Origin of the sequence: Mycobacterium sp. (genome assembly GCF_032162605.1) — a bacterium.
Taxonomy (GTDB): Bacteria; Actinomycetota; Actinomycetes; order Mycobacteriales; family Mycobacteriaceae; genus Mycobacterium.
In genome coordinates this window covers 1-7,984 of sequence record NZ_JAVROT010000624.1, presented here as the reverse complement: position 1 = coordinate 7,984, position 7,984 = coordinate 1, and the positions used below count along the sequence as shown (strand labels likewise).

Below are 7,984 nucleotides of genomic sequence, written 5' to 3'. Positions count from 1 at the left end.
GAGGCCAGGTGTCGTCAACCCAGGTGTTGTCAACCCCGGCGTGGTCAGGCCAGGTGTCGTCAGACCGGGCGTGGTCAACGGGCTGGTCAGCGTCGTCGCCGACGGGGCGCCAGATCCGGTCAGGAGCCCGGTGGGCAGTGGCGGCAGGTTGACGCCGAACTGCGAGAGCCCCTGGGACAGCGCCCCGAGCAGTTCGTTGGGCAGGTCGGTGGTCAGGGCGGCTGCGACGAATTCGCGGTGCTGCGGAGCGGCCTGAGTGGTGGTGGACAGGTCGGACAGCGCGACAACTGCGACTGGACTTGCGACGGCCAGTGCGGCGACTGCGCTCATGGCTGTCGAGAGCTTGCGTCGACGACGGTTAGGCACGGAAGTCTCCTCAGTGATTCTTGGAGTGCGTAAAACTTGGACTACGGGTGTTCGGATCCAACGCGTTCGATGGTACGGCTGAGACTGGTGTGTCTAGAGTGACGATGCTGAATCGTGAGCGAATTGCGACCTGCCGGGACGGGCGAAAGGCTTTGAGACGGGCCGAGCGCACATTCGGGTCGCAACCGTCGCGTCGGATACCCTTGCTGCCGATGACAGCTCCTATCTCTCGGGTCGCTGCGCGCCAGCCCACCGGCCGATTCGACCTCTTAGTCGTCGGTTCCGGGTTCTTCGGCCTGACGATCGCCGAGCGCGTGGCCACCCAACTCGACAAACGCGTCCTGGTGATCGACCGCAGACCGCACATCGGCGGCAACGCCTTCTCCGAACCCGAACCTGAGACCGGCATCGAGGTCCACAAGTACGGTGCCCACCTCTTCCACACGTCCAACCAACGGGTGTGGGACTACGTCAGGCAGTTCACCGAGTTCACGGGTTACCAGCATCGTGTCTTCGGGCTGCACGAGGGACAGGCGTACCCGTTGCCGATGGGCCTCGGCCTGGTGTCGCAGTTCTTCGGCAAGTACTTCACGCCCGAGGAGGCGCGTGCGCTGATCAAGGAGCAGTCCTCCGGCTTCTCCGTCGACGACGCCACCAACTTCGAGGAGAAGGCCATCGCCCTCATCGGGCGCCCGCTCTACGAGGCCTTCATGCGCGACTACACCGCCAAGCAGTGGCAAACCGACCCCAAGGAACTGCCCGCAGGCAACATCACCCGCCTGCCGGTGCGCTATACGTTCGACAACCGCTACTTCAACGACACGTACGAAGGTCTGCCGGTCGACGGGTACACCGCCTGGCTGCAGAACATGGCCGCCGATGATCGCATCGAGGTGCGGCTGGACACCGACTGGTTCGATGTCCGCGACGAGCTCCGCGCCGCCAGCCCAGCCGCGCCGGTGGTCTACACCGGTCCGCTGGATCGTTACTTCGACTACTCGGACGGCCGGCTGGGCTGGCGCACGCTCGACTTCGAGCTCGAGGTCTTGAGCGACTGCGGGGATTTTCAAGGCACACCCGTCATGAACTACAACGACCTCGACGTGTCGTACACCCGCATCCACGAGTTCCGGCACTTCCATCCCGAGCGCGCCTACCCGACGGACAAGACCGTCATCATGCGGGAGTACTCGCGGTTCGCCGATGACACCGACGAGCCCTACTATCCGATCAACACCGAATCCGATCGCGAACTGCTCGCCACGTACCGCTCGCGAGCCAAGGCGGAGACTGCCTCGGCGAAGGTGTTGTTCGGCGGACGGCTGGGCACCTACCAGTATCTCGACATGCACATGGCAATCGCCAGTGCGCTGAACATGTACGACAACACGCTGGCGCCGCACTTGCGCGACGGTGCGCCGCTCAGCGACACCGGAACAGAAAGCAGCCGAGCATGAGTGACATTCCGTCGGGCGCCCTCGACGCCGGGCAGTTGAAGGCGGTCAGCCTGCTGTCACGCATCATCCTGCCCCGCCCGGGTGAACCACTGGACGTACGCAAGCTCTACATCGAGGAGTCGAGCACCAACGCCAGGCGTGCACACGCCCCGACGCGCACCACGCTGGAGATCGGCGCGGAGTCCGAGGTGTCGTTCTCCACGTACTTCAACGCCTTCCCAGCCAGCTATTGGCGGCGCTGGTCGATCCTCGAATCGGTGGTGCTGCGCGTCGAGCTGACCGGCAGCGCGCGCGTCGACGTCTACCGCTCCAAGGCCACCGGCGCCCGGGTCACGGTGGGCGGCAGCGCCGTGTCGAGCGTGGATCTGGAGACGCCTGCGGTCATCGAGTTCGAGATCGGACTCGACCCGTTCGAGGACGGTGGCTGGATCTGGTTCGACATCACGACCGATGCCAAGGCCATCTTGCACAGCGCGGGTTGGTATGCGCCGACGGCCGCGCCGAGCCGCGCAGGAGTCGCCGTCGGCATCCCGACGTTCAACCGGCCGGCGGATTGCGTCAACGCGCTGGCGACTCTGACCTCGGACCCGTTGGTGGACCAGGTGATCACCGCGGTGATCGTGTCCGATCAGGGCACCAGCAAGGCCAAGGACCACCCGGACTTCGCCGCGGCGGCCGCCGCACTCGGCATCCGGCTGACGATTCACGATCAGCCCAACCTGGGTGGCTCCGGCGGCTACAGCCGCGTGATGTACGAGGCGCTGAAGAACACCGACTGCGAACAGATCCTGTTCATGGACGACGACATCCGCATCGAGCCCGACTCGATCCTGCGGGTGCTCGCACTCAACCGCTTCGCCAAGATCCCGACGCTGGTCGGCGGCCAGATGCTCAACCTGCAGGAGCCGTCGCACCTGCACGTGATGGGCGAGATGGTCGACCAGGCGAACTTCATGTGGACCAACGCGGTGAACACGGAGTACGACCACAACTTCGCCAAGTACCCGCTCAACGACGAAGAGGAATTCCGCAGTCGGCTTCTGCACCGTCGCATCGACGCCGATTTCAACGGTTGGTGGATGTGCATGATCCCGCGCAGCGTCGCCGAGGAACTCGGGCAGCCGCTGCCGCTGTTCATCAAATGGGACGACTGCGAATACGGGCTGCGCGCAGGTGAACACGGCTACCCGACGGTGACGCTTCCGGGTGCGGCCATCTGGCACATGGCCTGGAGCGACAAGGACGACGCCATCGACTGGCAGGCGTACTTCCACCTGCGCAACCGGTTGGTGGTTGCCGCCATGCACTGGGACGGTGGCGTCACGGGCCTCATTGGCAGCCACCTGAAGGCGACGATCAAACATCTTCTGTGCCTTGAGTATTCGACGGTTGCCATCCAGAACAAGGCGATGGACGACTTCCTCGCCGGCCCGGAGCACATCTTCTCCATCCTGGAGTCCGCGCTGCCCGAGGTGCGAAGGCTGCGCGCGCAGTTCCCCGACGCGGTGGTGCTGCCGAGCGCGACCGCGCTGCCGGCGCCGTCAGACAAACGGTGGCGCAAGAAGGTGCAGATCCCCGTCAGCCCGCTGGCGATCTCGGTGCGCCTGACCCGCGGTGTCATCCACCAACTGAAGGCGCACGATCCGCAGCACCACCACCGTCCGCAGATCAACGTCGCCACCCAGGACGCGCGGTGGTTCTCGCTGTCCAGGGTCGACGGCGTCACCGTCACCACCGCGGACGGCCGGGGCGTCGTGTACCGCCAGCGGGACCGCGCGAAGATGCTCGGGTTGCTCCGCGAATCGCTGAAGCGACAAGCGCTGCTGGCCCGCAAGTTCAACAGGATGCGCAAGGTCTACCGCGAGGCGCTTCCGGTGCTGTCCAGCAAGCAGAAGTGGGAAACCGTACTGCTGCCCACCCCGAACTCCCCTGCAGAGGCGCCGCGGTGACCAACACCCTGCGGGGCGAGGACGCTGCGCTCGTCTTCGTGCAGTCGACCCTCGCGGGGCGCGCGGGTGTGCTGCCGGGCGCGCGGGCGCTGTCGCACTTCGGTGAGCACAGCGCCGGCTGGGTGGCAGTCGCACTGCTGGGGGCGGCGCTGCAGCCGAGACGTCGGCGGGTCTGGCTGACCGCGGGGGTCGGGTCGGTCGCCGCCCACGCCACCGCGGTCGTCATCAAGCGCGTCGTCAAGCGGGAGCGTCCGCACCACCCGTCCGTCGTGGTCAACGTGGCTACGCCCAGTCGGCTGAGCTTCCCCTCGGCGCACGCGACGTCGACGACGGCGGCATCGATCCTGCTCGGCCGGGCGACGGGTCTTCCGCTGCCCTGGGTGTTGGTACTGCCGATGGCGTTGTCCCGCTTAATACTTGGAGTGCACTATCCGACGGACGTGCTCACCGGAGTGGCAGTGGGCGCCGTCGTGGCCCGGGCAATCGGGTCCGCCGGGGATCGCGCCGACCGGAAGGAGACAGGTGAGCCCGTATGAGTGAGCAAGCGCCACCCGTCGCGGGCCCGCCCAAGAATCTGGCCACCGGCGTGATCAAGGCGATTCGGCCGCGCCAGTGGGTGAAGAACCTGCTCGTTCTCGCGGCGCCGGTGGCGGCGCTGGGTCGCGACGTCCGGTTCGACAACCAGGACGGCGTCAACGTCCTCATCGCCTTCGTGACGTTCAGCCTCGCGGCGTCGTGCGTGTACCTGGTGAACGACGCCCGCGACGTCGAGGCGGACCGCGCCCACCCGACCAAGCGCAACCGGCCAATCGCCGCAGGCGTCGTTCCGGTGCCGCTGGCCTACTCATTGGCCGTGGTACTCGGCGCCGCTTCGCTCGGGCTGGCCTGGTTCGTGACGCCGAACCTCGCACTGGTGATGGGCATCTACATCGCGGTGCAGCTGGCATACTGCTTCGGGCTCAAACATCAAGCGGTGCTCGACATCTGCATCGTGTCGTCGGGCTTCTTGATCCGTGCGATCGCGGGCGGCGTTGCGGCGAACATTCCACTGTCGCAATGGTTCCTGCTCGTCATGGCCTTCGGCTCGCTCTTCATGGCGGCGGGCAAGCGGTACGCCGAGCTGCAGCTCGCCGAGCGCACCGGCGCAAAGATCCGTAAGTCGCTGGAGAGCTACACCAGCACCTACCTCCGATTCGTCTGGACGATGTCGGCCACCGCGGTGGTGGTCTGCTACGGGTTGTGGGCATTCGAGCGCGACGACACTTCAGGTGGATCGCTGTACGCCGTGTCGATGGTCCCGTTCACCATCGCGATCCTGCGCTACGCCGTGGACGTAGACGGCGGCCTGGCCGGGGAACCGGAGGACATCGCGCTGCGCGACCGCGTGCTGCAACTGCTTGCCGTGGCATGGATCGGAAGCGTCTGTGCAGCGGCCTACTTCAGCTGACGGGCTGAGCTTCACCATCGCGCGCCGGATGACGCGCCGGCCGACGTTCCCCTATGACGCGACGGTCCGGATCAGCCTGTGGCTGAGCGTGCTGGTGATCGGGGGTCTGTTCTCCTGGGGCGCCTGGCAGCGCAGGTGGATCGCCGACGACGGGCTGATCGTCCTGCGCACCGTACGGAACCTGTTGGTGGGCAACGGTCCCGTCTTCAACGAAGGCGAGCGAGTCGAGGCCAACACGTCGACGGTGTGGACCTACCTCGTCACGCTCGGCGCGTGGATCGGCGGCTCACTGCAGCTCGAGTACGTGGCACTCGCGCTGGCCCTGGCGCTCAGCGTCGCGGGCGTCGTGTTCGTGATGTTGGGAACCGGGCGGCTGTATGCCCCGGGTCTGCGCGGCAGGCAGGCGCTGCTGCTGCCCGCCGGTGCACTCGTCTACATCGCGATCCCGCCCGCGCGGGACTTCGCCACCTCCGGGCTCGAGAACGGTTTGGTGCTGGCCTATCTCGGTCTGCTCTGGTGGATGATGGTGTGCTGGTCGCAGGCGCCGCGCGTCAACCCGCCACCGCCGGGTTCGAATCCCGGCAATGGTGCGGGACGGGTCTTCGAAGCGACACTGGCGTTCCTCGCAGGCCTGAGCGTCCTGGTTCGGCCCGAGCTCGCCCTCATCGGCGGGCTCGCCCTGGTGATGATGGTCTTCGTAGCGCAGCGCTGGCGTCGCCGGCTGCTCATCCTCGTCGCGGGAGGGCTGCTGCCGGTCCTCTACCAGGTGTTCCGGATGGGCTACTACGGCCTCCTGGTCCCGGGTACCGCGATCGCCAAGGACGCTTCGGGTTCCAAGTGGTCACAGGGTTTCGTCTACCTCGCCAACTTCAACCATCCCTATCTGTTGTGGGTGCCTCTCGTGCTGCTCGCCGGCGTCGGCGTGCTGTTACTCGCCGTGCGCAGCCTGTTGTGGCGCAAGCGCGGAACCGTGTCCCGCGGCCGCGGGCGGTGGGCCACGATCGTCCAAAGCCCCACGGCCGTAGTCATCTTCATCCTCGTCAGTGGTCTGCTGCAGGCTGTCTACTGGATCCGACAGGGTGGCGACTTCATGCACGGCCGCGTCCTGCTGACCCCGTTGTTCTGCCTGATCGCGCCGATCTCCGTCATCCCCGTGGTGCTCCCGTCGGGGATGCGCGCGGTTCGTGGCCCCGGCTATCTGCTGGCCGGAGCGACCACCGTGTTCTGGCTGGCGGTCGTCGGCTGGTCGCTGTGGGCGGCCAACTCGCCGGGCCTCGGCGCCGACGCCACCAGGGTGACGTACTCCGGCATCGTCGACGAGCGGCGCTTCTATTCGCAGGCGACGGGCCATGCGCATCCGCTGACCGCCGCGGACTATCTCGACTATCCGAGAATGCGCTCCGTCATCGCTGCGATCAACAACACCCCCGATGGCGCCCTGCTGCTTCCGTCGGGCAACTACGACCAGTGGGACGTCGTCCCCGCCGTTCCGCCGCCGCCCCCACCGCCAGGACAGCCGCCGCTCACCGAGGAGCAGCGCCGGGGCCCCCACACGGTGTTCTTCACCAACTTGGGGATGCTCGGCATGAACGTCGGACTCGACGTCCGGGTCATCGACCAGATCGGCCTGGCCAACCCGCTGGCCGCGCACACGGCCCGACTCGAGGACAGTCGCATCGGGCACGACAAGAACCTCTTTCCGGACTGGGCGGTGGCCGAGGGCCCGTTCCTGCCGATGCGGCCCTACATCCCGCCGTATCTCGACGAGGATTGGGTGGCGCAGGCCAAGGTCGCGCTGACGTGCCCGGAGACGGATGCCATGCTCACGTCGATCCGGGGCCCGCTGGGGCTGAAACGGTTCGCATCGAACGTGTTCAACGCCTGGAAGTTCACCAACTACCGGATCGACCGCGTGCCGCTATACGAGCTGGCGCGATGCGGGCTCGAGGCGCCGCCGCCGAAGGCGCCGCCCTACACCGGCCTGCCGGCGACGGGGCCGTGATTCGTCCGTGATGTAGCCCACGAGATTTGTTGCCAGCCGGTGCTTCTGCTTTGGTTGCGTCCGAGTAACGCTTCGGCCCCGTTAGGTCGATGAGCAGTCGACTGCTCCAACGCTCGCCGAGGACTGGGCGCGCCGGACATACGAAATTGGATGGTAAGAGCGACCGATGTGGACGATGTCGCGCCTCGGCGCCGTGCGACCCGCGTTTCGCCGCGCCGGGGCGGTGTTCGCTGCGCTACTGGCGCTGCCCGCCTTGACGGCGCTCGGCGGGACACCGACGGCGTCCGCCTTCTCCCGCGCGGGTCTTCCGGTCGAGTACCTCGACGTCTACTCCGCGGCGATGGGCCGCAACATCCGCGTGCAGTTCCAGACCGCCGGAGCCGCCCCGGCGGCGACATCCAACACCGGTGGCTCTGCCGGCGCCGCCCCGGCGGCGACGACGAACAAGGCCGTCTACCTGCTCGACGGCATGCGCGCCCGTGACGACTTCAGCGGTTGGGACGTCAACACCCAGGCATTCGAGTGGTTCGTGTCCTCCGGCATCTCGACGGTGATGCCCGTGGGAGGGGAGGCCAGCTTCTACAGCGACTGGTACTCGCCATCGAGCTTCAACGACCAGCCCTATACCTATAAGTGGGAGACGTTCCTGACCCGGGAGCTCCCCGCCTTCCTGGCGAGCGCCAAGCACGTGTCGCCGACCGGAAACGGCGTCGTCGGCCTGTCCATGGCGGGTGGCGCAGGTCTCATCCTCTCGGCCTATCAC

The 7,984-nt window shown here is 66.8% G+C and carries 6 protein-coding genes and 1 pseudogene; 6 read left to right on the top strand and 1 reads right to left on the bottom strand.

All coding sequences use genetic code 11. The features are described from left to right. Window positions 1-366 (bottom strand): annotated as a pseudogene (locus tag QOI01_RS35700) (hypothetical protein); the annotation flags it as partial. Between the two features lie 212 nt (window positions 367-578). Between QOI01_RS35700 and glf the strand changes: the two are divergent. The 6 genes from glf to QOI01_RS35670 all read left to right on the top strand — a co-directional run. Next, on the top strand, window positions 579-1,823 hold the full coding sequence (gene glf, locus QOI01_RS35695; RefSeq protein WP_526388904.1) for a UDP-galactopyranose mutase: 1,245 nt from the start codon (window positions 579-581) through the stop codon (window positions 1,821-1,823). Continuing rightward, window positions 1,820-3,772 (top strand): glycosyltransferase family 2 protein, encoded by a 1,953-nt coding sequence (locus QOI01_RS35690; RefSeq protein ID WP_526388902.1) that lies wholly within the window; start codon window positions 1,820-1,822, stop codon window positions 3,770-3,772. Before glf ends, QOI01_RS35690 begins: the two co-directional genes overlap by 4 nt. Continuing rightward, entirely contained in the window at window positions 3,769-4,308 is a 540-nt protein-coding gene (locus tag QOI01_RS35685) for a phosphatase PAP2 family protein (RefSeq protein WP_526388900.1), read from the top strand. The genes QOI01_RS35690 and QOI01_RS35685 overlap by 4 nt, the downstream gene beginning before the upstream one ends. Beyond that, the gene (locus QOI01_RS35680) at window positions 4,305-5,219 is read left to right on the top strand and encodes a decaprenyl-phosphate phosphoribosyltransferase (protein WP_526388898.1); all 915 of its coding nucleotides are present in this window, start codon (window positions 4,305-4,307) and stop codon (window positions 5,217-5,219) included. The genes QOI01_RS35685 and QOI01_RS35680 overlap by 4 nt, the downstream gene beginning before the upstream one ends. A 28-nt stretch (window positions 5,220-5,247) precedes the next feature. Beyond that, complete coding sequence (gene aftB / locus QOI01_RS35675; RefSeq protein WP_526388897.1) at window positions 5,248-7,221, top strand: terminal beta-(1->2)-arabinofuranosyltransferase; 1,974 nt, start codon at window positions 5,248-5,250, stop codon at window positions 7,219-7,221. 166 nt (window positions 7,222-7,387) lie between these two features. Then, window positions 7,388-7,984: alpha/beta hydrolase-fold protein (locus tag QOI01_RS35670; RefSeq protein ID WP_526388895.1), on the top strand; the 597-nt coding region annotated here is incomplete at its 3' end.

Excerpts from the sequence above, each read along its gene's own strand:
- glf (WP_526388904.1), top strand. The coding sequence starts at position 579 with ATGACAGCTCCTATCTCTCGGGTCGCTGCGCGCCAGCCCACCGGCCGA.
- QOI01_RS35690 (WP_526388902.1), top strand. The coding sequence starts at position 1,820 with ATGAGTGACATTCCGTCGGGCGCCCTCGACGCCGGGCAGTTGAAGGCG.
- QOI01_RS35680 (WP_526388898.1), top strand. The coding sequence starts at position 4,305 with ATGAGTGAGCAAGCGCCACCCGTCGCGGGCCCGCCCAAGAATCTGGCC.
- aftB (WP_526388897.1), top strand. The coding sequence starts at position 5,248 with ATGACGCGCCGGCCGACGTTCCCCTATGACGCGACGGTCCGGATCAGC.